We start from the raw sequence: 25552 nt of genomic DNA, 5'->3' as shown, positions 1-25552 counted from the left end.
TGAGCAAAATGCATGAAAAAATCGACGAGTTGATGGAGCGGAAATTCAAGATTCAACTGGGCGGTGGCGATGCTCGGATCGATGCTCAGCATAATCGTGGCAAGCTAACGGCCAGAGAACGGATTGAAATCCTGCTTGATCCAGATACGTTCATGGAAATGAATCCTTTTGTTGAGCATCGCGCTACCCATTTTGGTCTGGACAAAATGGAGGCTCCTGGAGAAGGCGTCGTGACAGGGTATGGGAAAATCCACGGAAAGCCGATTTATATTTTTGCCCAGGATTTTACGGTCTTCGGTGGTGCCCTCGGTGAAATGCACGCGATGAAAATCGCCAAGATCATGGATCTAGCAGCTAAGAACGGTGCGCCTGTCATCGGGTTGAACGATTCCGGCGGCGCACGCATTCAGGAAGGGGTAAGCTCCCTGGATGGGTATGGCACGATCTTTTACCGCAACTCCATCTATTCTGGGGTCATTCCGCAAATCTCCGTGATCCTGGGACCATGCGCAGGTGGAGCTGTCTATTCCCCTGCGATCACGGACTTTGTATTCATGGTGGAAAAAACGAGTCAGATGTTCATCACCGGTCCAAAAGTCATCGAGACGGTGACGGGCGAGAAAATCTCAGCCGAGGATCTTGGGGGTGCCAAGGTTCACTCCAGCATTAGCGGAAACGCCCATTTCACAGCTGAAACCGAACACGAGGTATTGGCGGGAGTACGTCGACTGTTGAGCTTTCTTCCACAAAACAACACGGAAAAGCCACCCGTTGTCGAAACGGACATCAAACGCGCCATGCAGGAAGAGCTGCTTGAGCTGGTTCCGGCAGAGAGCACGAAGGTATACGATGTGCGCCAAGTCATCGAAGCCATCGTGGACAACGGTGATTTTATGGAGGTACAACCGCAATTTGCCAAAAATATCGTCATTGGCTTTGCACGGATCGATGGCCATAGCGTAGGGATGATTGCCAATCAGCCAAAGGTGATGGCAGGTGGATTGGATATTCATTCTTCTGACAAACTGGCTCGATTTATCCGTTTTTGCGATTGCTTCAACATTCCTTTGGTCACGTTTGAGGATGTATCCGGCTTTTTCCCGGGCATCAACCAAGAACATGGCGGCATTATCCGTCATGGTGCCAAGATCCTGTACGCGTATTCGGAAGCGACCGTCCCCAAAATCACGGTCATTTTGCGCAAAGCCTATGGCGGTGCGTACGTTGCGCTGAACTCGAAATCCATTGGGGCAGACGTGGTATACGCATGGCCAAACGCTGAAATTGCTGTCATGGGTCCTGAGGGGGCAGCCAACATTATCTTCGCGAAGGAAATTGAGCAAAGTGAAGACCCAGCTGCGACGAGAGCGGAAAAGATCGCCGAGTATCGTGACAAGTTTGCCAACCCGTATGTTGCCGCAAGTCTGGGAATGGTCGACGATGTGATCGATCCACGTGAGACGCGTACCAAGGTTGCCCAAGCGCTGGAAATGCTGCGAAACAAACAGGAGAGCCGTCCGTATAAAAAGCATGGGAACATCCCTTTATAGGAGTGATATTTTGCCATGAAACTTCATGACATTCGGGAAATTATGAAATTGGTTAATCAATCGTCTATTGAAGAACTGGAGTGGGAGCTGGATGGAACGACTGTCGTGATCAAAAAAGCGGCACCGGTAACCATCGTTGAAGAAACAATCGTTGAACAGGCGACAGAGGTTGAGACGGGATACCAACAAGCAGCCGCTACCGCGGAAGAAGTGGAAGCCGAAGAACAAAAAGTGGAGGAAGAAGATCAAACAACGATCATCTCTTCCACATCGATTGGTTTGTTTTACGCAGCTGTGGCTGTAGGACAAAGTATCAAGAAAGGCGATATCATAGGTCGCTGCACCATCGAACCCCTGCAATTGACGGAAGAGATTTTCTCTACTGCAGATGGGGAAGTTGCAGAAATTTTGGCTGCTGATGGCCAACTCGTCGATTATGGCCGTGCATTGATAGCCGTCAAGCAAAAGTAGGGGGGAGAATATCGATGTTTACAAAAGTACTGATCGCCAACCGTGGCGAAATTGCCGTTCGCATCATTCGTGCATGCCGGGAGCTGGGCATTGCCACAGTAGCTGTATACTCCGAAGCGGATCGGGAAGCTCTCCATGTACAACTCGCAGATGAAGCCTACTGCATCGGACCAAAGGCTTCCAAGGACAGCTATCTCAACATGTCCCGTATCATCAGTGTCGCTCTGCTGACCAAAGCAGACGCGATTCACCCGGGATACGGCTTCCTGGCAGAAAATACGTCCTTTGCTCAGCTATGTCGGGATTGCAACATTATGTTCATCGGACCTGAAGCTGAAGCTATTCAGAAAATGGGTGACAAATCGGTAGCGAAATCCACCATGCGTGCAGCGAATGTACCCCTTGTACCAGGTACGGAGGGCCTCATCGACGATATGGAGGAAGCATTGGAAGTGGCGAAGAGTATCGGCTATCCGGTAATCGTCAAGGCAACTGCTGGCGGCGGCGGTCGCGGTATGCGTGTGGCGGCTGATGAGGAAGAGCTATCCAAAGCCATTCGCCAGGCACAAAAAGAAGCCGAAACAGCTTTCGGCAATGCTGGCGTATATCTGGAAAAATACGTAGAGGAACCGCGCCACGTCGAGATTCAAGTGATGGGCGACAAGCACGGCAATGTGGTGTATTTGGGTGAACGCGACTGCTCGATCCAACGCCGTCACCAAAAGCTGGTCGAGGAAGCACCATCTCCTGCACTGGATCAGGATTTGCGCGAGGCAATGGGACAAGCGGCAGTTGCCGCAGCAAAAGCGGTTGACTATCACGGTGCAGGAACCGTAGAATTCCTTCTGGATAAACACGGGAAATTTTACTTTATGGAAATGAACACACGCATACAGGTCGAACACCCTGTGACTGAAATGATTACCGGCTTTGACTTGATCAAGGAACAAATCAGGGTCGCAGCTGGTGAACCACTTTCCTTTAAACAGGAAGATGTGAAAATGAACGGTTGGGCCATTGAATGCCGGATCAATGCAGAGAACCCTGCTAAAAACTTCATGCCATCGCCAGGAAAAGTAGTCCGCTATCTTCCACCAGGAGGTTATGGCGTACGTATTGACAGTGCCGTCTATCCGGGTTATGAGATTACGCCTTTTTACGATTCGATGGTGGCCAAGCTGATCGTGTGGGGGAAAGATCGCGAAGAAGCGATCGCCCGGATGAAGCGTGCTCTCGACGAATTTGTGATCGATGGTGTCCATACAACCATACCGTTCCATTCGAAATTGCTGGAGCATCCTGACTTTGTAGAAGGAAACTTTGCAACCAACTTTTTGGAGATTCATCAATTGGAGCTGTAAGCGAAGACAGGGAAAAGACAGGCTGTAAATGGGCCTGTCTTTTTTTTTTACCCATTAAAAAAGGTCCTAGTTTACGGACCTGATTAAGCAAGAGCTTCATTTGTACAAAATATCTTCTCTTAACGATTCGACTTTTGTTAAGGCGTCCTCAATATCGCTTTCTTTTACTCCAAAATGGGTAAGGGCAGCTCGCAAATGACTGACGATCGCATCAAAGTGGACCGGTTGTAAATTCATACCTTCGTGCACTTTCGCCATAGACTGGCCAGAATATTGATTGGGACCACCGAGTGCATAGCTAATGAACTTTGTTTGATGCTTTCGTTGTTTCTCCATATCGGTATTTGCAAAAAAATGATTGACAGTATCATCTGCTAATACCAAGTCGTAGAAGTAATCAACAACCTTAGAAATGGTTTCTTCTCCACCATATTTTGAGTAAAACGTTTCCAAAAGGTGACCTCCTCGAAGTTCAGACATCCATTTAAATATTCCACAAATGATTGTAATTTATTGATGGACAACCTTTGAAAAACACGATGAACGCCTTCTATATAAAGTATGAAAAAGAAAAACACGCCATAGAGCGTGTAGTTTAAAAGGGGTTGTGGTTGTTTTGGGACATATGGTTCATCGTTTGTTGATAATAAGCATCATCACTGTAGTGTTGGACTGAATGTTTATCTCGCGCTTTGAAGCTTAATAAGCCAGTTAAGAAATACCCTGCGCCAATCACGGCTACAACTATGCCAAGGATATACAGCATACATAGTCCCCCTTTCGTGATTTGATTGAAGTATAACAAATTTTTCAATAATTTGATATCTGGTGTTGACACGAATATAGAGGTGAAATTTTCCAAGGGATAATGGTCGAAAGAAAAAGAGCGCAAGTGCGCTCATTCGTACGAGTTATTTTGCGCGTGGCGCACTTTCAAAACCTTCCTTTTTATGCGTACCATCACAGAAAGGCTTTTTCTCAGATAAACCGCATCGACAGAGAGAAAAGGTTGATCCGACCTCATACTTGTCACCAGCACCATCCACCAATTCAACATGACCATTTACACGAATGGAACCATTGTCGTTAATCTTGATAATGACTTTTTCCTGATCCACTTCATATCCCTCCTTTGTTCCTATCATTACCTATTATTATGTGGTGCAGAAGGGTATGAGGCTTTTTAAATTTTTCACATCATTTTAGGTCTTCGTTGATGAACAAGGTACTTGATGATTCAGGTAAACAGGGCGCTAGCGTTATTAACCGTAATATTATTATGTAAAGTTCTGAACCCACTCAGTATTGCATTGTGGTGGGCGATAATCTGAGCGGCCTTTAAGACAGAATTATCAAAAGTGGAATGACAATCTCCCACGAGTGTTACATCATATCCGAATGAAACGGCCCTCCTACAGGTCGAGTCGATGCAGTACTCGCTTTGCAGGCCAGCAATAATCAGATGATTGATTTCTTTAGACGCTAGCTCTTCGCTTAATGTCGTATTGAAAAAAGAATCGCAAGCAAATTTGTGAATGACAGGTTCATTTTCCAATGGGCGAACCGCGTGATGAATTTGCCACGTTGGAGTCCCGATCTGAAACTCACCTTCGGGCTCACAATGCTGAATAAACAGGACGGGAACTTGTTGATGACGGGCTTTGGATACTACATTCGCTATGCGTTCTATTAATGCTTGTCCTTCATAAGCGTGATCGATTAGAAATTCTTGCACATCGACGATGAGAAGAGCAGAATTTTTCCCCATGATCGTATGATCCCTTTCTGTATTGGAGTTATAAGAAAAGAACTTACATTACAAAGTACAATAACATCCTTCCAGCTTCGACAAATCCATTAGAAACGCAGCCGTAATCGGCGTTCCAGACCCACAATGGGGAGGCGTATGTTGTACTAAAAGCCAACCAACAGCTTACCAGTGAAGAAGTGATTGAACACTTCCGCACACGGATTGCCTCTTATAAAAAACCACGCTACTTGGAATTTTTGAAAGCGCTGCCACGGAATGCTTCTGGGAAAGTCTTAAAAACGACTTTGCGCAGGTTGGACGAAGAAAAGAACGCAACCGATGTCGTGTAGATAGAGAGGATGTTCAGGAGATGAGAACACTGGAAGGAAAGGTAGCGGTCGTGACAGGTGCCGGCCGGGGCATCGGTAAGGCTATCGCGTTATTGTTGGCAAAGGAAGGTGCCAAGGTTTTGGTAAACGATCTGGGTGGAAGCACCCAGGGATTAGGGCAGGATCAGAAGATCGCAGACGAGGTGGTAGCTGAAATCCGCCATGCAGGAGTAGAGGCAATCCCCAGCTACGCGTCGATTACGGAGCTGGAAAATGCGAAAACGATCGTAAATGCGGCGTTGGAGCATTTTGGCCGACTGGACATTCTCGTCAACAATGCTGGGATCCTGCGTGATCGCATGATTTTCAAAATGACGGAGGAAGAATGGGATTCCGTGATTGCTGTCCACTTGAAAGGCTCGTTCAACATGACCAGTGCCGTAGCGCCACATTTTAAGCAGCAACAGGGTGGCCGCATCATTAACTTCACTTCGACCTCAGGCTTGATCGGCAATATCGGGCAAGCCAACTACGCTGCGGCAAAGCTTGGAATCGTCGGCCTGACAAAATCGACTGCGTTGGATATGAAGCGGTATCAGGTTACAGCTAATGCGATCGCACCCTTTGCCTGGAGCAGGTTGATTGTAACCATACCGATCGAAACAGAAGAACAGAAAAAACGGGTAGATAATATCAAACAGATGGTACCAGAGGATATAGCACCATTGGTAGCTTACCTGGGGAGCGACCGGGCTGCGCATGTATCTGGTCAAATTTTTGGAGTCAGAGGCCATCTCCTCTTTACAAAACAGCTTTACCCCACTGGATGTATCCGCCGATGTGTTTCCCTATGAACCGCTCGTGTAAAGTGAGGAGAGGAGTGGGAGGATGGATGTACGAGAAATCATGCAGAAAATCGAGCATCAATACAGCTATGATAAAATCTTGGGCATCACGGTAAGAGAGCCAGAGAAGGGAAAAATTGTGCTGGAGCTGCCTATCACGCGTTCGCATCTGAATTACAATCATACGGTGCATGGTGCGGTATACGCAGGTCTTTTGGATACGGCTACCGGTCTAACGATTCGTTCGTTGACCGGTCAGCCTTCGGTTACGATTCAGTTGAATGTTCATTATCTGGCCCCGGGAAAAGAAGGGGATATACTGATTGCAACAGCCAGCATCTGGCATCAAGGCTACAAGATGGTAAAGGGAGAAGCGGAAGTAAGAAATCAAGAAGGAAGATTGTTGGTAAATTTCTTCGGAATATTCAAACTAAAATGGGCGGATACACGATCAACCGGAAAGGAGGAAAGGGCATGAAATGGCTCATTCTGTTCTTATTATTTGTCCTGAACATCTTAAACTACACGGATAAATCGATCATTGGAGTCGCGGCTGCCGACATGATGAAGGATTTGGGGTTGAATTACGAGCAATGGGGATTGATCGGTAGCAGTTTTTATTGGTTGTTGTTTATAGCTACAGTTTTGGGTGGAGTCCTGTCGGATCGCTTTGGGCCAAGAAGGGTTCTCGCCTACATGGCTATTGTCTTTGTTTTCCGGAGTAGGTCTCATCGTCGCTGGCATCAGCTATTACGCGATCACGATTTTTGATTCTCCGATTCTGCTCATGATTTGCTATGCAATGGAGGCAAGCATTTGTCTCCTTCCTCGTTGCCGTCTTGCCGCAGGTCGTCATGACCGCAATGCTAGGCAAGCCAGGTACGATCATCGGTTTTGCTATGATGATCGGTTCTTTCTCCGGCGTTGTCGGTCCGTTAATTAGCGGGAAAATCATTGAAGCATCTGGCGCCACCCAAGGAGGTTTTGGACAGGCTTTTCTCTTATGCGGGGTCATCTGCGTGATAGCAGGAATTCTAGTAACGCTCTTCACCAAACCGGAAGCTAAAAAAATGGATCAGGTTCATACCACATAAGCATCATGTCCGAAGCGCCAGACATGATTGTCCATTCAGTGCGTATCTTAGTGCTAAAGAGTGTGTTCGACAACGAGGGACGTCATCAAATCAGTAGAGTTGGGGTTGGAGGGCGCCGGAACTGTATGTATCGGAAAAAGGAGAGGGTTCGGATGAAAGCACTCGTTTTGCAAGGTCAAAAAAATTGTGTAGTGCAGGATGTTGAAACACCGACTCCAGGGGAAGATAGCATTTTGGTCAAAGTCATGGCCAATGGTGTATGCAGAAGTGACTGGCACGTATGGGAAGATAAGGACCCCGTCTTTAAAAGCCCGATCCTGGGACACGAATTTTGCGGCGTAGTGGAAGAGGTAGGCAAGAATATTACTCGTTTTAAAAAAGGAGATCGAGTCATCGCGCCCTTTTCAGGTAGTGAAGGGACTTGCCCGCAATGTCAGCAAGGTCATACCAACATCTGCGATTCTTTCCTCTTGCCAGGCTTTACGTATCCAGGCGGGTATGCAGAATATGTATCGATACCATTAGGAGACCGAAACCTGGTTCATCTGCCAGAAGAGATTTCGTTCGTAGATGGCGCTGCTCTCGGTTGCAGATTTATGACCTCCTTTCACGGAGTTGTCGACCAAGCCCAAGTCAAACCAGGTGAGTGGGTGGTTGTCTACGGCTGCGGCGGAATCGGATTGTCAGCCGTTCATATCGCAGCTGCCATCGGGGCAAACGTCATCGGCGTCGACATCAATCAGGCAAATCTGGAATTAGCCAAACAGATGGGGGCTGTCTATGCGATCAACAGCCGCGAGACTGATCCTGTCGCAGCAGTCCTGGAATTGACGAAAGGTGGCGCAGATGTCTCGATTGATGCGCTCGGCTATGCGGAAACCTGCGTCAACGGCATTCGCAGCTTGAAGAAAAGAGGTAGGCATTTGCAAATAGGACTCACCTCATTCCAGGAGCAAGGCATTATGATTCCTGTCAATGAAATGCTGTTGAAGGAAATACAATTTTTAACGACATTCGGCATGCCTGCTCATCGATTTGGCTCTCTACTGCCACTGGTGGCAACAGGTAAGCTCACGCCTGGGAAAATGGTTAACAGGGAGATATCCCTCTCAGAGGTAAGTGGAATTTTTGAAGCAATGAGCAACTATACAACGACAGGTACGTTTGTAGTCACGAAATTTGAATGATAGACATGATAAAATGCGCGGCAATAGGGTTGCAGATCTTCGAGATCCGCAGCCTTGCTGCGCATTTTCATGGGCTATTCCTCTAGGGAGGCAGGGGATTGGAACTTGCTGAGCTTTTTGTATAGCTGAGAACGACTGATCCCCATCATTTTCGCCGCAATCGTACGATTGTCGCCTGCTGCCCGAAGTGCAGCTGCGATTGCTTGTTTTTCCGCCTCGAGCATCATTTTTTTGTACAGGTCGGTAGAGGCCTCGACGGATGGGGCTATCAGCCCAGGAACAGTAGGGTTTTTGGGCTTTGAAATGGATGAAATGCTCGCTTTCATTTGCAAATGCTCAGGCAGGTGCTGCACGTCGATTTCATGACCTGATAGGCAGTTCAAAGTCCGTTCCTCACGAAATTCTTCCGTAGCATAGAGCCCCAAGGATGCTCCTCATGCGAGATCGTTTTCGCAGTCAGAAGCAATTTCTTGTTATGAATGGAGACGCGGTTTAACTTCATCTTCAAAAAGCGTGACAGGCTCGCGAATCATGTGGGTGAAAACAGCTGAATCGAGGGAGATATCTTCCAGCAATGCTCGGAAGACAGAGTAGCGTGTTATGGCACCAACGAGTTGGTTTTGTTCATCTACAACCGGGAGTATTCCTACCTTGCTCTGGTGGAAATAGAGGACAGCTTCACGAAATGAGCTATGGGTCTTCAAGAAAGAAAAGTTAGTGGTCATGAAAGAGGTTGTACGAACTATGATACACGCATTTGTAAAGGATGTGTACGTTATTATCTGTATTGTATGAAAAATAAGACAATTTGTAGGATTCATGCGACACACCCTACAGTTGTTCTCGAAAAATTGCGGAGAAACTGCTCGTCATATATGGCACAACGCTTGCAACACATAGTAGTGAGGATACAGAACGAAGGGGAAAGAGAGGAATCAAGGATGAAGCTGGAAACAAAGATTGGCATCTCGACCACAGATAAGATATTCGTCCACGGTTACGATTTGACAGAGGATCTCATCGGTGAAATTACATTAGCCGATATGGCTTACTTAGGAGCAGCTCACCGGAAGCCAAGTGCAGCGGAATCCAAAATGCTAAATGCTTGCATGGTCGCTATCTGCGAGCATGGCTATACACCGAGCTCCTTGTCTGCACGACTGACCTATCTCGGGGCGCCTGAGGCTGTACAGGCAGCTGTAGCTGCAGGATTGCTAGGGGCCGGCTCCGTTTATTTGGGGGCAATGGAATACGTCGCTCAGATGCTGCAGGAAGGCATCGAAAACTACTGTGAAGACGCTGATGCAGCACGAATCGCCAGCCGAGTAATCGGCGAGAGGGAAGAGAAAAAGCTATCCATCCCAGGGTTCGGTCATCCTGTCCATCGTCCAGTAGATCCGAGGACGCCAAAGTTGTTTTCACTTGCAGAAGAACTAGGTTTCTACGGTTTGCACTGCCAGGTGATGAATGAGATTCACCAGCAGTTTTGTGAGAAGAAAGGCAAGACGATTACCTTGAATGTAGCAGGTGCAATCGGTTCGGTGATGTCGGACATGGGGCTCCATTACTCTGTCATCAAATCGTTTGCGGTAGCAGCCAGAGCGGTTGGATTGATTGGACACATTGTGGAGGAGATCGAGTCAGGGCGAAAACATTGCGCAGCTCAGAAACTGTACGACTATGTGGAGGAAAACACCGTATACCTGCATCACCAAAAGCCTGAAAAGGAGTGAAAATGCTTGCTCGTGACCTTTAGCCAAGAGATCGAAGAGATGCGCAAAGCGGTAAGAATCTTTGTTGAGGAAATGGTGGAGCCTGTAGCTGATCAAATCGAGCGCGAAGATCATATCCCGGACACCATCATGCTGATGTGCAAAGAGATTGGACTTTTCGGCTTGAGCATTCCTGCGCAGTATGGTGGTCTTGGCATTGATATGGTCGGAAAATGTGCGATTTTTGAAGAAATCGGAAAAACCAGCAACGGCTTTACGACCGTCATCGGCGCCCATAACGGCATCGGTTCAGTGGGAATTGTAGACTTTGGCAATGAAGAACAGAAGAATCGGTATCTTCCGCGGATGGCGACTGGGGAACTGATCGGCGCTTTTGCGCTGACTGAGCCGAGCGCAGGCTCCCACGCCGCGAATCTGAAGACGCGGGCCATAAAGAAGGGCGAACGCTATGTGTTGAACGGCTCCAAGCACTACATCACCAATGCTCCCATAGCGGGCCTGTTCACGGTGATGGCGGTGACGGACCCTGAAAAAGGAGCAAAGGGAATCACCTCATTTCTGATCGAAAAAGACTTTCCTGGGTTAAAAATTGGAAAATGGGAAGAAAAAATGGGCCTGCGGGGGTCGCAATCGGCTGAAGTCTTTTTTGAAGACTGCGAGGTCCCCGTTGAAAATGTGCTTGGTGAGGAAGGAATGGGCTATACCAATGCTTTAAAGATTTTGGCTAACGGGCGTGCAGGATTGGCAGCACGCAATCTTGGCTCTTCACAAAAGCTGCTGGAATTATCCATGAAATTTGCCAAGGAACGGATTCAATTTGACAAGCCAATCCTTGAACAGCAGATTATTCAGCATTACTTGGCCGATATGGCACTTGACGTCGAAACGCTTCGTTCTTTTACGTATCATGTCGCAGCATTGGTGGATGCAGGAAAAAACGTGATCAAGGAAGCCGCGATGGTAAAGCTGTACGGCTCTGAGGTATACAATCGAGTAGCAGATAAAGCCGTGCAGATTCACGGAGGTTTGGGCTACATCAAGGATTACCCCATCGAGCGTTACTACCGGGATGCTCGTATTACCAAGATCTATGAAGGAACATCGGAGATCCAGAAGAACATCATCGCGGGACAGCTTATCAAGGAGTACTCGTAAATAACGGGAGGAGTGAGACGGATGGCATATGTGGAAACAACTCGCATGGGTGGAGAAGGAACCGTTGCCGTTGTTACCTTGAATCGACCAGAGACAAGAAACGCTTTTAATTCCCAGATGGCGATGGAAATTGACGAAGCCTTTCGTTCTTTGGCTGATACAGATGCAAGAGTCGTGATTCTCACCTCATCGAGCGAGCATGCTTTTTGTTCAGGAGCAGATCTGAAAGAACGATTGGGGCTGTCCGAAGCGGAGTGGCGGGCGCAGCACGAAAAATTTGAACAAATGTTTAACACTATTGCAGATATGCCGCAGCCTATTATCGCCGAAGTGGATGGCTTTGCATTGGCAGGTGGATTCGAAATGGCACTCAACTGTGATTTTATGGTGGCAGCTGAAACAGCGATGTTTGGACTGCCAGAAGTTACGCGAGGTATCATGCCAGGGGGAGGCGGTTCCAGGCTTTTGGCCAGACGCATTGGTGTGCATCAAGCCGTGGATACCTTATTTAACATGGAGCATAATCAGGCGAGAAAACTTGAAATGATTTATTACGACAAGTGTCTGGATACAAGGGATCGAGAAGAAGGTGTGCGAGCTTTCGTAGAAAAGCGTACACCGCGATTTATCGGACAGTAAGAACAGATAGCATCAAACTTGCAGGGAAGGGAGAGAGTCGTATGCGCACTCGTGTTACAGAATTGCTCGGAATTGCCTATCCCATCATTTGCGGCGGAATGTTTCGTGTAGGGCGCGCACATTTGGCAGGGGCTGTATCAGAAACCGGAGGATTAGGAATTATTACATCGGCAACCTTCGATGATCCAGAGGAGTTGCGATTGGAAATACGTCTGGCTTTCATTTTGATTTTTTTATCATTGGCAAGCATCTTTATTTTCGAAAGCCGCTAAGTCAGATGAAGCCCGTCATCTCCTTGACCTGGGGAATATCACTGCGCAGCTTTTCTGTGGATGTCAATCTAACCTCACAGGCTGCGACCTACACCGTACGAAGCATGGAGCCAAATACGACCGAAATCAAAGAGGCCAAAGCCACTTCTTCGGACATTGGGAAATTGGGCTCCAGTTCAAAGACGGGTGCGGATCTCTTACAAGCCATAGGCGACTATCTCAACCGATATGAATCCAGTAAAAAAACAGAGTCTCCCGACGAACGAAAAGCGGTTGCCAAGGCGCGAATCAACAAAATGGCAATGGGATTGTTGGGTGGACAGTGCGAATCCATTGGCTTGCCAGAGAGCTGCGCAGGACGATATATCGAATTAAAAGGATTAGGAAAAAAATTAAGCCAAACCTATTACATCACGGCAGTCACGCATACGATCGATGGGGACTCAGGCTTTGTAACCACTTTTCAAGTGAAGGGAAATACCATATGAGCTTCGAAGAATGGTTCCATTTGGAGACTCTGCCAAACCACCAGCAGCATAGCTGGTACATGACGCATCCCGATTTGTTTCGCATTCGCGATCGAGCTGTCATTCGTATCACTCTTGGCAGTAATGGCAACTAAGACCTTGAATCGCGCTAGGCGAAAACGTTGGCAGGATCAGACCTGGCAGTATGGACGTATTATTCAGGCGGAGTATGGGTCCCTTTTGACGAGGTCACTTGGAGCGATACCCATCTCTTTTTCATCAAAAAGCAAGTCAAGCCTTGGGAGCCGTTCACTTTAGATGGCGTTGAGAGCAGATGGGTACGCTGTCAGGTGAGGCCAAAGCAAGTGGAACGCATGCTGGAGTAAGGGGGAGGTTTTTTCGAAGCCGGGCAGTGAGATAAGGCTACGCTTTCGGATGAAGCTGCTGCGGGAACAACAGCGTCGGGTGAGCAAGAATAGGCAATAAAAAACAACGCTTCTTTTTTTGAAGGAGCGTTGTTTTTATGTGGAAATGACTTATTCACGGTGAGCGATAATGTCACGAATCCCGAAAATAAAGCGATCGATTTCTTCCACTGTATTATAAGGAGCCAGGCCAGCCCGAATCCAGCCACCTTCCTGATTGATGCCCAGTTTGTCCGCTAGTGTCATGGCGTAGAAATCACCGTCTGCAATGAAAACAGCGTGTTCATCAGCCATTCGCTGACACACGACCTGCGGCGACAGCCCAGCTATGCGAAATGCGATCGTCGGCGTTTTGGGTATTTCGGGATCGGCTTGATAAAGCGTAACGCCATCCATTTCAAGCAGCGCTTCTCTCATTTTGTCAGCCAAGCTGTTTTCGTGTTCTTCGATGGCTTCAAATCCGGTGCGAAGCTGTTCGCGTAATGTGTCTCCTTTACCAAGGCTGGCGACGAATTGAATCGCCGGAGTGATTCCGGCTATACCCTCGTGGTTCTGAGTACCCGTTTCCAGCTTGTCAGGAAAAGACGCGGGGGCTGGTGACAGCTTGTAAGGCTGAATAGAGTCAAATAGCTCTTCACGGATGACGGCAATTCCAACATGGGGTCCAAAAAATTTATAAGCTGAGCACAATAAAAGATCGGCACCAAGCTGATCGCGGTCCACAAAAAAATGTGGGGTGGCATGTACCGCGTCTACTGCCACCAGTGCTCCGACAGCCTGGGCTTTACTCGTAATAAACGGAATGTCGTTGATGGTACCGACGGCATTCGAAGCCAAGCCGACAGCGACCAGTTTGGTTTTAGATGTTATAATCGAATCGATTTCGTCCACTTCGATGGTAAGGGTTTCAGGATTCACTCGCAACCAGCGAACAGTCATACCACGGTCAGCTGCGATGGTTAGCCAGGGGTCTACATTGGCACGATGATCCAGCTCCGATACGACAATTTCATCGCCCTCACCCCAATTTCGTCCCAACGCCCGTGCGATGGCAAAGGTTAGCGTAGTCATGTTTGCTCCAAAAGCTACCTCTGTAGCTTTGACGCCAAAAAGCTGGGCAACAGACTCCCGAGCGTCAGCAATGATCGCTTCTGTTTCTTGACTGGAAGGAAAGGAGCCGTGCAGATTCGCGCCACCATTGGCCATATAGGCGTAAATCGCATCCATCGATCCTTTCACAACCTGAGAACCTCCTGGCCCATCCAGATAAACGGCTGGCTTACCTTGGTAGATTCGTTGAAGAGCAGGGAATTGCTGGCGTACGGCTTCAATAGGGAACGAGCTGAGCGTTTTGGTCATGCAACACGTCTCCTTTTATGGGAAATTAGGGTAGTAGAGCATTCATTTCATATTATCACAATTATCATAAAATTTTGATCTATTTTGATCACTCGACATTCAATCCAGGTTGTACGAAATATGTTTGTCTGTTATAGTGAAAAGAACGGAATATGATGGAATGTCATCCAGAATGTTGTACTTTGTCGCAAATTGTCTAAACATTCAGAATTAAAATTTTATCGGTAAAGGAGGCAACTTCGTGCAGATAACCTATGCCCACACCTTTTTATTACCCAGGGAGATTGTCTGGGAGCTGATCCAAAATGAGGACGTCCTGAAACACTCGATACCCGGATGCAAATCCTTTACCCAACTGGAAGACGGAAGCTATGACGTCGAGATGGGACTGAGTGTCGGTCCTGTGAAAGGCGATTTTACAGGGCATGTGCAGATGACGGATCACCAGGAGCCCTCCTACTATTGTCTGAAGGTAAAGGGAAAGGGCGCTCCAGGCGAGGTGGACGCAGTAGCTCACATGCATCTGGATGAAGCGGAAAATGGGGTTACCTTGAATTGTCGAATGGAGGTGGTGGTAACTGGCGTCCTGGCATCGGTTGGTCAAAGGGTGATGGGTGGTGTAGCAAAGCTCGTCTTGGGCCAATTTTTCAAGTCGGCAGACACGGAAATGAGGAAGTTGACATCACAGGTGTAGGCTTTCGATTTTTAGGAGGTGTGACGATGGCAAATCAGGTAGAGGTCTCCATCAAGGTAAACGGAGTGGACAGCAAAGCAGAAATCGAACCCCGTATGCTGCTGGTCCATTTTCTGCGCGAAGAACTGAATTTGACGGGTACACATATTGGCTGTGATACCAGCCAATGTGGAGCTTGCACCGTGCTGTTGGATGGTGATCCGGTGAAATCCTGTACCGTCCTGGCTGTACAGGCGAATGGCAAATCCATCACGACGGTGGAGGGACTCGCAAACCAAGAAGAACTGCATCCCATCCAGCAAAGCTTCTGGGAAAAGCATGGTTTGCAGTGCGGCTTCTGCACACCTGGGGTCATGATAGCTGCGGTCGGCCTTCTGGGCGAAAATCCCGATCCGTCTGAAGAAGAAATTCGCGACGCGTTGGAAGGCGTTATTTGTCGTTGTACGGGTTACCAGTTCATTGTCGATGCTATCAAACACGCGGCACAGATCATGGCAGGCGAAGAGAAAGTAGCGATGGCGGATTCGTTGAAGGTGGAGGAGGTTCGGTAACAATGGCTAGCTTGATCGGAAGTGCTGTCAAACGAAAGGAAGATCCGCGCTTACTGACTGGAAACGGCTGTTTTACAGATGATATGAAGCTTCCTGGCATGGTGTACGCTTCCTTCCTGCGTAGTCCTCATGCCCATGCCAAAATTGCCCGCCTGGTTGTGGACAAAGCCAGTCAGCTCCCAGGTGTGATAGCGGTATTCACTGGTCAGGATCTGGCTGACAAGATGACTTCTGTTCCAGCCATGTGGTTTTTGCCGGGATGCGATTTGAAGCCAAAGGATCGTCCAGCATTAGCGGTCGACAAGGTTCGTTACGCTGGAGAGGCCATCGCAGTCGTCGTTGCCAAAGATCGTTATATTGCTCAAGACGCGCTCGATTTGATCGAGGTGGATTACGAAGTTCTCCCTGCGGTTGTCCAGCAGGAGAAAGCCATGCAAGAGGGTTCTTCATTATTGCACGACGACGTCCCGAATAACCTGGCCTTGCTGTGGAAGGCAGGCGATATTCCGGATCAGGTATTTGAAGAGGCGGAAGTCGTGGTCAAGGAACGTCTCTACAACCAGCGAGTGATCCCCAATCCGATGGAAACGAGAGGCGCGGTTGCCCAATACAATCCTGGCGGCGGAGAATTGACATTGTGGTGCACCTCGCAAAATCCACACATTCACCGCTTGATATACGCAAATGTGCTCGGAATCCCAGAGACGAAGCTGCGGATCATCGCCCCTGATGTTGGTGGAGGGTTCGGCGCCAAGATAGCGACCTATACGGAAGAAGCCGTCGTCGCGTGCATCGCCCGTGAAGTGAAAAAGCCTGTGAAATGGATCGAAGAGCGCAAGGAGCATTTCATGGCTACCAGCCACGGTCGAGACGAGGTTCTAGAGGTCGAGCTAGCCGGCACCAAGGATGGTAAAATCACAGCACTTCGCGTTACGAATACAGCAAACCTCGGAGCTTACCTCTCTACCTTTGGCGCAGGATGTCCGACGATCGATTTTGGGTTGATGGTCACGGGAGCCTATGCCATTCCACAAGCCGCTGTTGTCACCTATGGCGTGTATACCAATACCACACCCACCGACGCATATCGGGGTGCTGGGAAGCCGGAAGCCACTTATCAAATAGAACGGGCCATCGATTTGTTCGCGAGCAAAATCCGAATGGATCCTGTTGAAGTACGACGAATCAATTTTGTCCCCAAAGAATCGTTCCCCTTTGGAAATGCAATGGGTGTCACCTACGACAGCGGTAACTATCAGCTCACTTTGGATAAAGCCCTGGAGTTGTTTGATTACCAAGCATTTCGCAATGAGCAGGAAGAACAAAGGAAGAAGGGCAAGTATCTGGGCGTTGGTTTTTCTACCTATGTAGAGCTCTGCGGCTTTGGGCCGTCGGCAGTCGCAGGTGCGATAGGGTTTCAGGGCGGGGTATGGGAGAACAGTACGGTTCGAGTCCATCCGCGTGGAACGGTGTCCGTCTTTACAGGTACTTCACCGCATGGACAGGGAACTGCGACCACATTTGCCCAAATCGTAGCTGAAAAATTAGGAATTCCGATCGAAGATGTTGAGCTGGTTCACGGCGATACACAAAGCGTTTCCATGGGCTGGGGTACATATGGCTCTCGAGCGACAGCAGTTGGTGGTGCTGCCGTTTCGATTGCAACAGACCGCGTAATTGAAAAAGCGCGCCGAATCGCAGCCCACGAGCTGGAGACGACTTTGGATCAGGTGGAATTTATCAATGGACAGTTCACAGTAAAAGGTGATCTGACCAGATGCAGGACCTTCCAGGAAATTGCCAAGTCCGCAAACTACGCGTGGAATCTTCCAGAAGGTGTCGAGCCTTCCCTTGAAGGGCAATCCTTCTTCGATCCTTCCAACTTCGTCTATCCTTTCGGAACCCATATTTGTGTAGTCGAGGTAGACGAACATACGGGAGAGATCGAAATCAAGCGTTATGTAGCCGTTGACGATGTGGGGCGTGTGATCAACCCGCTGCTTGCTGAAGGTCAAGTGCACGGTGGAATTGCCCAAGGCGTGGGTCAGGCACTGTGGGAAGGTGCTGTGTACACGGATCAAGGACAGCTGATGTCCGGAACCTTCATGGACTACACCATGCCAAAGGCACGTTTCTTCCCACCGATAGAATCCGCCTTTACAGAGACATTGTCCCCAGTCAATCCATTGGGTGCAAAGGGTGTTGGGGAGACGGGCACCACTGCTGCTCCACCTGCTGTCGTCAATGCTGTCATGGATGCGTTACAGCCGTTTGGCATTCACAATCTGGATATGCCACTCACACCCGAAAAAGTATGGCGAGCTATTCGTAGCGGGAGGGATAACGGATGATTCCAAGCACATTTTCTTACGTACAAGCGCAGTCTGTACGAGAAGCCATACAGCTATTGCAGGAGAGCAACGGAGAAGGAAAGCTGTTGGCAGGCGGACACAGCCTAGTGCCACTCCTCAAGTTTCGGCTGACTACACCCGGTACGTTGATCGACATCGGGAGTGTAGAGGAATTACGCGGGGTTCGGAAAGAAGAGAATCGGATTGTCGTGGGGGCATTAACCTCCTATAAGCAGATTCTTCGGGATCCTACCGTATCGGAGCATCTTCCTGTGCTGGCTGAAGCAGTCAGGCAAATCGGAGATATCCAAATCCGAAATCGCGGAACCATTGGCGGCAACCTCGCTCATGCGGACCCAGCTGCCGACATTCCGGGCGTTGCTCTCGCCCTTGAGGCTTTGCTGGAGATACAGGGAGAAGACGGAGCAGAGCTTGTTGAGGCGGACGGCTTCTTTCTAGGGCCGCTTGTGACAGCTTTACCGGAAACCAGTATCCTGACTTCCGTTTCATTCCTGATCCCACCGGATGGCGCGAAAAGCACCTACTTGAAATACGCTCATCCTGCTTCCGGTTACGCCGTCGTGGGTGTGTGTGCAATAGCCGCTACAGACCCTGATGGATTGATATCCTACATTCGCATTGGGATCAATGGAGCTGGTGACATCGCGTATCGCGCGAGGAGCGTGGAGGATAAGCTGCTCGGGCATTCCCCGACTCCGGATAGAATTCGGGAGGCAGCAGCAATGGCCGCTGAGGAAGGGGAAATGGGCAGCGATCATTTCGCTTCAGCCGAGTATCGCAAGCATCTCTGCACGGTCTATACCGAAAGAGCTTTACGTTCCATTTTGCTTTAAACCATGAGCAGCTGGATGGTCCATTCTGTTCTTGGAATGGGCCATCTATCCACCGTGAGGGGTGAGCGGATGCAAGAACAGATCGAAATTGTCGAAGCGATCGACCGGGCGAACGGCACCAAAAGTAAAGGAGCGCTTGCGACGGTAATCGGAGTTATTGGCTCGGCTTATCGCCATCCGGGTGCGAAGATGTTTATCGATGAGCAAGGGAACTCCACGGGAATGATTTCCGGTGGTTGTCTGGAAAGTGATGTGGCGCATGTAGCCTTGCAAGTCATGGAGACTTCCTTAGCAGTGCGAAAGCAGTACGTGATGGAGGAAGATCTCGTGTGGGGTCTGGGTCTTGGCTGTCCCGGCACCGTCGAACTATACATAGAACCGCTTCCATCGTCTTTTCAGGAGCATGATCCTCGACTTCATTGGATGAGAACGGTTCAAGAGGAGACATCCGGAGTTCTCTGCACCCTTTTTCCTTCTTCGGTAGAGAAATGGGATGATGAGCCTGCAAGATTGTTTATATCTGAGACGGGAAGTTTCATTGGCGATCTGGGTAAATCTGCTTGGAATGAAGAAGTGCTTGCATGGGCTCATGAATTGATAAACCTTCCGCATGCAAAGTCCATGTGGCGTGATTTATCTGATGGTACCCATCAAGTATTCTTTGACGTCTACCAGCCCCCACCGGAATTGATGATATTTGGAGCTGGTCACGACGCCATTCCGCTTGCTGAGATGGGGGCTTCTCTCGGTTTGTCGATTACCGTGATCGATCCGCGACCGGCCTACAATACAACTGATCGATTTCCTCGTGCAAGACAGCGGCTTCTTGTTCGGCCGCACGAAAATGAGCAGATCCCGATCCGCAATCGGACCTATGTGGTGATCATGAACCACCATTTGGAAAGAGATCAGGAATCGCTAAAGCTGGCCCTTCGATCCCAAGCACCTTATGTGGGCCTGTTGGGGCCGAGGAAGCGATGTGAGCGAATCATGAATTCGCTTAAGGAGCAGGGCATACGTTTTACAGATGGCGAGCTTGCCCGCTTGTTCAATCCGATCGGCATGAATCTGGGTGCTGAAACGCCGGAGGAAATTGCAGTTAGTATTGTTGCTGAAATATTGGCAGTACAGAGAGGGCATGAAGGCGGGTTTCTGCGCGATCTGTCATCCATTCACCGCAGGTCGCAAACGTCAAGTGTGTCCCTTCTTTCCTAATACTGCGCCTGCTTGATTTTGGTCTTGTTTCATATGTCTATGGAGGTGATCGAGGTGAAGGAAGTTAGTCAATTGCAGACGCGTTACGAGTATGGCGGAGATGAATTTATCTTCGTCCAGTTGTCGGAAGCGATGAGCTTGGAGGCAAACTTTAAAGGAATGGCCATCACCCGTAAGCTGAAAGAAGCAAATCTGGAGGGCGTTTATGATATTTGTCCTTCCAATGCTTCTTACATGGTGCGATTCGAACCTGAAATCATCGCCCCGCAAGCATTGCTGGAGAAGCTGCAGCAGATCGAGCGTGATTTGGGTGGATTGGACGAGATCACGATTACTTCCCGATTAGTCGACGTTCCGGTCTATTTTAATGATCCGTGGACACATGAAGCACTGATGCGTTTTCGCGATCGGCATCAGGCTCCAGATTCTACGGATTTGGAATATTCCGCAAAAATCAATGGTTACGCCAATACGGATGATTTCATCGAAGCGATCACCAGTGCCCCTTTTCTCGTCTCGATGATCGGCTTTGTGCCTGGTTTGCCGTGGTGCTTTCAGATGGTGCGCCAGGAAAAACAGATTGAGGTGCCCAAGTATGTACGGCCACGTACGTTTACTCCCGAGCGAGCATTTGGTTTTGGTGGGGCGTTTTCCGTGATCTATCCTGTCCAAGGGGCTGGCGGCTATCAATTGTATGGGATTGCCCCTGCACCTATTTATCAAAAAGAACAGACATTATTTGATTTTCAGGACTCGATCGTGTTTCCGAAACAAGGAGACATCTTCCGTTATCGCAGCATTCATGCGGACGAGTATCAGGCGATTCGCGAGCAGGTAGAGGACGGCAGCTTTGTCTACCACAAAAAAGAGATTCGATTCACCCCAGGTGAAGTTCTCTCTGATTTGGAAGCTTTTGCCGAGCGGGCGTTAAGGAGGTTGTACCATGATTAACGTAAAAAAACCCGGACTGCAGACAACCGTTCAGGACCGTGGCCGGATCGGTTACTACGAGATCGGAATGCCTCCCTCTGGTGCAATGGACAAATACGCATTCACCGTCGCCAATCTGCTGGTTGGAAATGATCCGAATGCAGCAGTGCTGGAAATCACCTATTTGGGCCCTGTTTTGGAATTTGGCAAAGCCATGAAGATCAGCCTGACAGGTGGAGAAATTCCACCGAGAATCAACGGGCAGCCTGTTCCGATGTGGACTACGCTGGAGGTACGTGAGGGAGACCAGCTTTCTTTTGACTTTGTAAAAGGCGGAGCGCGTGTCTACCTGGCCATTGAAGGGGGTATTGCGGTACCACTGATCATGGGCTCGCGTTCAACGTATACCTTAATCGGAATTGGGGGATTTGAGGGCAGAGCTGTGGCGGAAGGGGATGTGATTTATACCGCAGATATGCGGAAAAAAGAAATTCCCGTCGGCACCCGGATTGACCCGGATCTGATACCTGCATACAGCAAAACACATGAAATACGGGTCGTTGTGGGACTTTGCAGCTATCGGCTGACAGAGGAGAGCAAGCAAACATTTTTGGATACGGAGTGGACAGTAACCCCTGAAGCCAACCGTACAGGGTATCGCCACAGAGGTGAGAAGCTGCATTTTGTGGAGCGTGAACAGCCATTTGGCGCAGGTAGCAACCCTTCCAATGTGACGGACTTGGGGTATCCCATCGGTTCGATTCAGGTTCCAGACGGCGTGGAGCCGATCGTACTGCTGCACGATGCAGTGACGGGCGGTGGGTATGCGACCATCGCGACGGTCATCAGCAGTGACCTGGATCGGATGGCGCAGGTAAAGACCAATGAGAAGGTGCGCTTTGTCTCAGTCAGTCTGGAAGATGCGCTTGATGCTCGCAGAGCCGTCCAGCAAAAGCTGAGCCGAGTCGCTCAATTGATCGAAATCGGGATGTAGGAGGAATCGAATATGGCAGAAAAAACAGCAATCGTATCCCCATTGCCTGGTATTTTTTATCGGAGACCAAGTCCGGATAGTCCGGAGTTCGTACAAGCAGGCGAGGCGATCAAGGTGGGCGATGTAATCGGGCTGATCGAGGTCATGAAAAACTACTATGAAATCAAGGCGGAAGAAGACGGGGTCGTGGACCAATTTGTCGTCGGTGATGAAGAGCTGGTGGACGCAGGACAAGAGCTCGTCACGCTGACGAAGTAAGGGGACGGGATCATGTACGTAGACCTGAATTGTGATATGGGAGAAAGCTTCGGCAATTACCAGTTGGGTAACGACGAAGAGATGATGAAGCTGATCTCCTCTGCCAATATCGCATGTGGCTACCATGCGGGAGATCCACATGTCATGAGAAAAAGCGTTCAGCTAGCCAAGGAGTATGGAGTCAGTATAGGCTCTCACCCAGGTTTTCCTGACATGATGGGCTTCGGGCGCAGGTATATGACCTGCACGGCAGAGGAAATAAGAGACTACATCATCTACCAAACGGGAGCCTTGCGTGAATTTGCCAAGGCCTACAAGCTGGATCTGGATCATTGCAAGCCGCACGGTGCTTTGTACATGATGGCGATGTCAGACGAGAAGATTGCCCAAGCCATTCTGGAAGGTTTGGCGATGATATCGGAAAAACTAGTGATATTTGCGTTGAACGGCTCTGCAGTTGCATGGATGGGTCAGAAGATGGGGATTCCGGTAGCGCTGGAGGTTTTTGCTGATCGAGAGCATACCGAAAATGGCTCGATTGTTCTGACTCGCACCGGGCCTACTTTCACCAATCCGCAGGAAATGGCTGATCGTGTAGTACGGATGGTGAAGGAAGGAAAAGTACGTACACCGGACGGCAAGGACGCCAATGTAAAAGCGGATACGATCTGTATCCATGGAGACACTCCAGGCGCTGTGGAGATAACGAGAGCGATTCATGCTGCTTTTAAAAATGAAGGCATCGAAATTCGTTCTGTGAAAAAAAGTTGGCAGATATCCTAGCTAAAGAAAAGGCTGATTACTATGCAGGGCGTGATCAGCCTTTTCCTTGCGCATACCGATCCCTATAATACGAAAACATATAAAAAAGAGAGTAGCAGGCTGACAAGAAAATAAGAGATTCCAACGCCAAAAACAGGTAAAAACGGAAGAGAGCGAGACTGATATCCTATGTGCTGTTTTCGTCCTTCTCGTTCTCGAATGTAGGCTTCTTTTTTGCGTAAGGAGCTAAAAAAACGCTTGCAGCTGTTTGCAAACGCGCTGAAGAATTTGCCATTTCGTATAAATAGAACACCGGATACCATCAACAACAGCAACGAGGAGTAGGTGATTCCATCAATCCAGGCGAGGAAGGAGGAGATTTTTTCACTTAGAAGCGTGTATAAACATGCACCTAATACAGGTGATAGATTCAGTAGAGTTTGTTGAGTTTTTGTCATAGGTGAAAAAACCTTTCGATTTATTAGGAATATTTTCATAAAGGCTTGACTGAGAGTTCAGAAAAATTGTACTTTATATAGTATATCCACATATGGATATAACGTCTATACACTAGATTTGGATGGTAGGGGGGCACTATGAAAAAAAGAAATGGATTCCTGGCTCTTACGTTGATGGCAGCATTGACAGTGACCGGATGTAACTTCAACTCAGGTGAGTCGAACAGCCAAGCACCAGCACCAAGCAACAACGGAGGCACCACAACCGAACAGCCAAAAAGCGACAAAAAAGTTTTGCAGGTCTACAATACGGACGAAATTCCTAGCTTGGACTCTGCACATGTCCATGAAACGGTTTCGTTTACCGTATTGAACAACACGATGGATGGACTTTATCGTCGTGACAAAAATGGACAACCTTATCTCGCAATCGCTGGAAAGCATGATGTGAGCGCGGATAATCTGGTCCACACCTTCACCATTCGCGACAATGCAAAATGGAGCGACGGTTCACCTGTTACAGCACACGATTTCGAGTTTTCTTGGAAAAAAGTCTTCCGCGAAGCTGGTCACTACAGCTTTATGTTTGAATCGCTTGCTGTGAAAAATGCGGTTGCGATCGAAAAAGGTGAGAAACAGCCAGACGAACTGGGTGTCAAGGCAATCGACGACAAGACACTGGAAGTAACGCTGGAATATCCAAACCCATTGTTTAATCAATTGCTGTCCTTCCCAACCTTCTATCCGCAAAAGAAAGAGTTTGTCGAAAGCAAAGGCGACAAATACGGTCTCGAATTCGACAATGCGCTGTATAACGGTCCATTCATGCTGACAGATTGGAAGCATGACCAAGGCTGGACTTACGTGAAAAACCCGAACTATTGGGATGCAGCTAACATCAAACTCGATCAGATTGATGGTTATGTTGTAAAAGACGTTTCTACTGCCCTTACTTTGTTTGAATCCGGACAATTGGATCGTGTTGAATTGAACTCTTCCTACGTGGACCAGTTCAAAGCAGATCCTCGATTCCATATTATTGAAACACCTACTATCTATTTCCTCCGCTTTAACCATGAGCATCCTGTCCTTAAAAACAAAAACGTCCGTAAAGCCATTGCAATGGCTTGGGATAAGCAAGGTTTGACTGATGTTATTCTCAATGATGGTTCTTCGCCGCTGAACGGTCTCGTACCAAAGAATTTCTCGAAGGATGCTTCGGGTAAAGACTTCAGAGAGTACAACGGTGACTTGCAAAAAGGATCCGTGGATGAAGCAAAAGCTCTGTGGGAGCAAGGTCTGAAAGAAGCTGGCGTAACCGAAGTGAAATTGGGCGTCAACGCGGCTGATACAGACAGATCGAAAAAAATCGGTGAATACCTGAAAAACCAACTGGAGAAAAACCTCCCAGGTCTGACTCTCGAGTTGAAAAACGTGCCTTCCAACCAACGCCTAGAAATTGAGAAAGCGATTCAATACGATCTTTCTCTGGGTACGTGGGGACCAGACTACGCTGACCCTATGACTTACATCGACATGTGGGTAACAGGTGGTTCTGCAAACCGCATGAAGTATTCCAACCCGAAATACGATGAACTGGTTCAACAAGCAAAAGTAAACACTGATTTGGAAAAGCGCTTCCAACAAATGGTTGAGCTTGAGAAAATCCTGATTGAAGAAGATGTGGCGATTGCTCCGATGTACCAAGAGGGACTAGCTATCTTGCAAAAAGAGTTCGTGAAGGATTATGTATACCTGCCAACCGCACCATCAAACAACTACCTATGGGTAGATATCGCGAAATAAAAAAGGGATACACGTAAAGAGGGTGCCTGCGAGCATCCTCTT

Annotated in this window: 34 protein-coding genes; 26 read left to right on the top strand and 8 right to left on the bottom strand. The window is 48.5% G+C overall.

Annotation, left to right across the window (positions count from 1 at the left end; all coding sequences use genetic code 11):
• The first annotated feature begins 8 nt into the window (after nucleotides 1–8).
• From JZI27_RS12850 to accC, 3 genes are read left to right on the top strand one after another with little or no spacing between them, the layout of a single operon-like run.
• Entirely contained in the window at nucleotides 9–1550 is a 1542-nt protein-coding gene (locus tag JZI27_RS12850; RefSeq protein WP_280207750.1) for an acyl-CoA carboxylase subunit beta, read from the top strand.
• Between the two features lie 15 nt (nucleotides 1551–1565).
• Nucleotides 1566–2021, top strand: a complete 456-nt coding sequence (locus JZI27_RS12845) for an acetyl-CoA carboxylase biotin carboxyl carrier protein (protein WP_122908179.1) — start codon at nucleotides 1566–1568, stop codon at nucleotides 2019–2021.
• A 14-nt stretch (nucleotides 2022–2035) separates the two neighbouring features.
• On the top strand, nucleotides 2036–3382 hold the full coding sequence (gene accC / locus JZI27_RS12840; protein WP_280207732.1) for an acetyl-CoA carboxylase biotin carboxylase subunit: 1347 nt from the start codon (nucleotides 2036–2038) through the stop codon (nucleotides 3380–3382).
• 96 nt (nucleotides 3383–3478) lie between these two features.
• Here the strand turns inward: accC and JZI27_RS12835 are convergent, their stop codons facing one another.
• From JZI27_RS12835 to JZI27_RS12820, 4 genes are all read right to left on the bottom strand, one after another.
• Entirely contained in the window at nucleotides 3479–3835 is a 357-nt protein-coding gene (locus JZI27_RS12835) for a group I truncated hemoglobin (RefSeq protein ID WP_122908177.1), read from the bottom strand.
• Between the two features lie 142 nt (nucleotides 3836–3977).
• Nucleotides 3978–4148, bottom strand: a complete 171-nt coding sequence (locus JZI27_RS12830) for a hypothetical protein (protein WP_183184868.1) — start codon at nucleotides 4146–4148, stop codon at nucleotides 3978–3980.
• A 145-nt stretch (nucleotides 4149–4293) separates the two neighbouring features.
• The gene (locus JZI27_RS12825) at nucleotides 4294–4500 is read right to left on the bottom strand and encodes a CDGSH iron-sulfur domain-containing protein (RefSeq protein ID WP_122908176.1); all 207 of its coding nucleotides are present in this window, start codon (nucleotides 4498–4500) and stop codon (nucleotides 4294–4296) included.
• A 119-nt stretch (nucleotides 4501–4619) separates the two neighbouring features.
• Complete coding sequence (locus JZI27_RS12820; protein ID WP_122908175.1) at nucleotides 4620–5150, bottom strand: cysteine hydrolase family protein; 531 nt, start codon at nucleotides 5148–5150, stop codon at nucleotides 4620–4622.
• Between the two features lie 179 nt (nucleotides 5151–5329).
• Here JZI27_RS12820 and JZI27_RS12815 point away from each other — a divergent pair, with 179 nt between their 5' ends.
• From JZI27_RS12815 to JZI27_RS12790, 6 genes are all read left to right on the top strand, one after another.
• Nucleotides 5330–5482, top strand: coding sequence for a hypothetical protein (locus tag JZI27_RS12815; protein WP_280207731.1), 153 nt, complete (start codon nucleotides 5330–5332; stop codon nucleotides 5480–5482).
• Nucleotides 5483–5502: 20 nt separating this feature from the next.
• Nucleotides 5503–6315 (top strand): SDR family NAD(P)-dependent oxidoreductase, encoded by an 813-nt coding sequence (locus JZI27_RS12810; protein ID WP_280207730.1) that lies wholly within the window; start codon nucleotides 5503–5505, stop codon nucleotides 6313–6315.
• A gap of 34 nt (nucleotides 6316–6349) precedes the next feature.
• The gene (locus JZI27_RS12805) at nucleotides 6350–6784 is read left to right on the top strand and encodes a PaaI family thioesterase (protein WP_280207729.1); all 435 of its coding nucleotides are present in this window, start codon (nucleotides 6350–6352) and stop codon (nucleotides 6782–6784) included.
• The gene (locus JZI27_RS12800) at nucleotides 6781–7077 is read left to right on the top strand and encodes an MFS transporter (RefSeq protein ID WP_280207728.1); all 297 of its coding nucleotides are present in this window, start codon (nucleotides 6781–6783) and stop codon (nucleotides 7075–7077) included. Before JZI27_RS12805 ends, JZI27_RS12800 begins: the two co-directional genes overlap by 4 nt.
• 26 nt (nucleotides 7078–7103) lie before the next feature.
• Nucleotides 7104–7400 (top strand): MFS transporter, encoded by a 297-nt coding sequence (locus JZI27_RS12795; RefSeq protein ID WP_280207727.1) that lies wholly within the window; start codon nucleotides 7104–7106, stop codon nucleotides 7398–7400.
• Between the two features lie 152 nt (nucleotides 7401–7552).
• Entirely contained in the window at nucleotides 7553–8587 is a 1035-nt protein-coding gene (locus tag JZI27_RS12790; RefSeq protein WP_122908170.1) for a zinc-dependent alcohol dehydrogenase family protein, read from the top strand.
• Between the two features lie 74 nt (nucleotides 8588–8661).
• Here the strand turns inward: JZI27_RS12790 and JZI27_RS12785 are convergent, their stop codons facing one another.
• Both JZI27_RS12785 and JZI27_RS25045 read right to left on the bottom strand, forming a co-directional pair.
• On the bottom strand, nucleotides 8662–9012 hold the full coding sequence (locus JZI27_RS12785; RefSeq protein ID WP_280207726.1) for a helix-turn-helix domain-containing protein: 351 nt from the start codon (nucleotides 9010–9012) through the stop codon (nucleotides 8662–8664).
• A gap of 48 nt (nucleotides 9013–9060) precedes the next feature.
• Entirely contained in the window at nucleotides 9061–9312 is a 252-nt protein-coding gene (locus JZI27_RS25045; RefSeq protein ID WP_148038730.1) for a CBS domain-containing protein, read from the bottom strand.
• A 216-nt stretch (nucleotides 9313–9528) separates the two neighbouring features.
• Here JZI27_RS25045 and JZI27_RS12780 point away from each other — a divergent pair, with 216 nt between their 5' ends.
• The 7 genes from JZI27_RS12780 to JZI27_RS12750 are packed head-to-tail and all read left to right on the top strand — an operon-like array spanning nucleotide 9529 to nucleotide 13239.
• Nucleotides 9529–10320 carry a citryl-CoA lyase gene (locus JZI27_RS12780; RefSeq protein ID WP_122908165.1) on the top strand — a complete coding sequence of 264 codons (792 nt, stop codon included), beginning with the start codon at nucleotides 9529–9531 and terminating at the stop codon, nucleotides 10318–10320.
• Between the two features lie 6 nt (nucleotides 10321–10326).
• Nucleotides 10327–11475, top strand: a complete 1149-nt coding sequence (locus tag JZI27_RS12775) for an acyl-CoA dehydrogenase family protein (protein ID WP_245996598.1) — start codon at nucleotides 10327–10329, stop codon at nucleotides 11473–11475.
• A gap of 21 nt (nucleotides 11476–11496) precedes the next feature.
• Nucleotides 11497–12114 (top strand): enoyl-CoA hydratase/isomerase family protein, encoded by a 618-nt coding sequence (locus JZI27_RS12770; protein ID WP_122908164.1) that lies wholly within the window; start codon nucleotides 11497–11499, stop codon nucleotides 12112–12114.
• Between the two features lie 41 nt (nucleotides 12115–12155).
• A complete protein-coding gene (locus JZI27_RS12765; RefSeq protein WP_122908163.1) occupies nucleotides 12156–12386 on the top strand; it encodes a nitronate monooxygenase in 231 nt (76 codons plus the stop codon).
• 5 nt (nucleotides 12387–12391) lie between these two features.
• Entirely contained in the window at nucleotides 12392–12874 is a 483-nt protein-coding gene (locus JZI27_RS12760) for a hypothetical protein (protein WP_280207725.1), read from the top strand.
• Nucleotides 12871–13008, top strand: a complete 138-nt coding sequence (locus tag JZI27_RS12755) for a hypothetical protein (protein WP_280207724.1) — start codon at nucleotides 12871–12873, stop codon at nucleotides 13006–13008. Before JZI27_RS12760 ends, JZI27_RS12755 begins: the two co-directional genes overlap by 4 nt.
• Before the next feature lie 27 nt (nucleotides 13009–13035).
• Nucleotides 13036–13239: a hypothetical protein gene (locus tag JZI27_RS12750; protein ID WP_280207723.1), complete on the top strand. Its 204-nt coding sequence runs from the start codon at nucleotides 13036–13038 to the stop codon at nucleotides 13237–13239.
• 150 nt (nucleotides 13240–13389) lie between these two features.
• On the opposite strand, the gene JZI27_RS12745 is transcribed toward JZI27_RS12750, so the two are convergent.
• Nucleotides 13390–14637, bottom strand: coding sequence for a cysteine desulfurase-like protein (locus JZI27_RS12745; RefSeq protein ID WP_251245044.1), 1248 nt, complete (start codon nucleotides 14635–14637; stop codon nucleotides 13390–13392).
• Nucleotides 14638–14878: 241 nt separating this feature from the next.
• Between JZI27_RS12745 and JZI27_RS12740 the strand changes: the two genes are divergently transcribed.
• The 9 genes from JZI27_RS12740 to JZI27_RS12700 all read left to right on the top strand — a co-directional run bounded on the left by JZI27_RS12740 (nucleotide 14879) and on the right by JZI27_RS12700 (nucleotide 23267).
• Nucleotides 14879–15331 (top strand): SRPBCC family protein, encoded by a 453-nt coding sequence (locus JZI27_RS12740; RefSeq protein WP_280207722.1) that lies wholly within the window; start codon nucleotides 14879–14881, stop codon nucleotides 15329–15331.
• A 26-nt stretch (nucleotides 15332–15357) separates the two neighbouring features.
• Nucleotides 15358–15882: a (2Fe-2S)-binding protein gene (locus JZI27_RS12735; RefSeq protein WP_122908159.1), complete on the top strand. Its 525-nt coding sequence runs from the start codon at nucleotides 15358–15360 to the stop codon at nucleotides 15880–15882.
• Between the two features lie 2 nt (nucleotides 15883–15884).
• A complete protein-coding gene (locus tag JZI27_RS12730) occupies nucleotides 15885–18233 on the top strand; it encodes a xanthine dehydrogenase family protein molybdopterin-binding subunit (protein ID WP_122908158.1) in 2349 nt (782 codons plus the stop codon).
• A complete protein-coding gene (locus tag JZI27_RS12725) occupies nucleotides 18230–19087 on the top strand; it encodes an FAD binding domain-containing protein (protein ID WP_251245042.1) in 858 nt (285 codons plus the stop codon). Before JZI27_RS12730 ends, JZI27_RS12725 begins: the two co-directional genes overlap by 4 nt.
• Nucleotides 19088–19156: 69 nt before the next feature.
• Complete coding sequence (locus tag JZI27_RS12720) at nucleotides 19157–20302, top strand: XdhC family protein (protein ID WP_122908156.1); 1146 nt, start codon at nucleotides 19157–19159, stop codon at nucleotides 20300–20302.
• Between the two features lie 54 nt (nucleotides 20303–20356).
• On the top strand, nucleotides 20357–21253 hold the full coding sequence (locus JZI27_RS12715; RefSeq protein ID WP_280207721.1) for a 5-oxoprolinase subunit B family protein: 897 nt from the start codon (nucleotides 20357–20359) through the stop codon (nucleotides 21251–21253).
• Complete coding sequence (locus JZI27_RS12710) at nucleotides 21246–22226, top strand: 5-oxoprolinase subunit C family protein (RefSeq protein ID WP_280207720.1); 981 nt, start codon at nucleotides 21246–21248, stop codon at nucleotides 22224–22226. The genes JZI27_RS12715 and JZI27_RS12710 overlap by 8 nt, the downstream gene beginning before the upstream one ends.
• A 12-nt stretch (nucleotides 22227–22238) precedes the next feature.
• Nucleotides 22239–22484, top strand: a complete 246-nt coding sequence (locus JZI27_RS12705; RefSeq protein ID WP_122908154.1) for an acetyl-CoA carboxylase — start codon at nucleotides 22239–22241, stop codon at nucleotides 22482–22484.
• 12 nt (nucleotides 22485–22496) lie between these two features.
• Complete coding sequence (locus tag JZI27_RS12700; RefSeq protein ID WP_122908153.1) at nucleotides 22497–23267, top strand: LamB/YcsF family protein; 771 nt, start codon at nucleotides 22497–22499, stop codon at nucleotides 23265–23267.
• A gap of 62 nt (nucleotides 23268–23329) precedes the next feature.
• Here JZI27_RS12700 and JZI27_RS12695 read toward each other — a convergent pair whose 3' ends face one another.
• Nucleotides 23330–23704, bottom strand: coding sequence for a DUF3899 domain-containing protein (locus JZI27_RS12695; protein WP_183184860.1), 375 nt, complete (start codon nucleotides 23702–23704; stop codon nucleotides 23330–23332).
• A gap of 138 nt (nucleotides 23705–23842) precedes the next feature.
• Between JZI27_RS12695 and JZI27_RS12690 the strand changes: the two genes are divergently transcribed.
• Nucleotides 23843–25510 (top strand): peptide ABC transporter substrate-binding protein, encoded by a 1668-nt coding sequence (locus JZI27_RS12690; protein ID WP_122908151.1) that lies wholly within the window; start codon nucleotides 23843–23845, stop codon nucleotides 25508–25510.
• Nucleotides 25511–25552 lie beyond the last annotated feature (42 nt).

It is taken from the genome of Brevibacillus sp. AY1 (assembly GCF_029870785.1).
Taxonomy (GTDB): Bacteria; Bacillota; Bacilli; order Brevibacillales; family Brevibacillaceae; genus Brevibacillus; species Brevibacillus invocatus.
This window is presented reverse-complemented; position numbering and strand designations above follow the sequence as displayed.